2 pseudogenes are annotated in these 884 nt (G+C 35.7%); both read left to right on the top strand.

What is annotated here, in order from left to right:
- Nucleotides 1–234: pseudogene (locus H5154_RS22880) on the top strand (hypothetical protein); the annotation flags it as partial.
- A gap of 111 nt (nt 235–345) precedes the next feature.
- Nucleotides 346–884 (top strand): annotated as a pseudogene (locus H5154_RS22875) (hypothetical protein); the annotation flags it as partial.

Here is an 884-nt window from a genome sequence, read left to right as displayed (position 1 = left end):
AAGGGAAATAGTGTTACATGGAGAGGTGATAAAATTGGTCCCTATATGGATAAGTATCCGCTCGATCCTGTCATAAAAAATAACTATAAGTATGTTTATCACGAAAATCGTGATGCAACAGAAGAGTACCCGAGGGATGAAGTTAATTATGTTATTGCGCCCTTTAGTGATGACCCCGTATTGCTAGAGAAAAATATAAAACGTGCGTACGAGCTCAATATTTTACTTTTGTGATTCAGGTTAAATAAAAACAGGTTTACAAGCCAACCGCTCTTTAACAATCAGAAAAGGAATTCAAACCTAGGCGGTGTATGCTGCCTAGGTTTATTAAAGCAAAGGAACCTGATGCAAAACAATAATTACTTTGGTGTTGGAATAATGCCAAAGAAAACGAAGTTTAATCGTTTTTTTGAATATCGTAGTATAAAAAATATATATCACGAATTTAAAGGCCTGTGTTTTTTATATGATTGGCTTGATACGAACAAGTTATATGAAAATCAGCGCGAAAAATACAAGCTTGTCCCTTGTGGTAATAACCCTATAAAAGCCATATTATTCGGTCCAATGGCCATTGGAGCTGTATTAAGCTTAATTACATTAATTAGTATCTTATCACTTCCATTTTATGATGAAGGTGAAAATTTTCAGTGGTGGATACCACTGGTTACCTTTTGCTGGAACTTATTGTTCTTAAATTTACTACCAATAACGGCTAGATATATACCTGATAAGATGATGTACCTTGACAGGCAAAATCAAACGGTCGGGTTTACTTTTGATATACCAGGTTGTGAACAACGAGATGACTTAGGTAACTGTTGCTTTAAATGGGAAGAGATTGTTTGCAGGTTAACCTCGAAAATGGGCGCGCCGGGTGTAAT

It is taken from the genome of Pseudoalteromonas sp. SR44-5 (assembly GCF_014163675.1).
In the GTDB taxonomy this organism is placed as follows: domain Bacteria; phylum Pseudomonadota; class Gammaproteobacteria; order Enterobacterales; family Alteromonadaceae; genus Pseudoalteromonas; species Pseudoalteromonas rhizosphaerae.
Note: the sequence above shows the minus strand (reverse complement) of the source record. Positions and strands in the feature narration are given on the sequence as shown.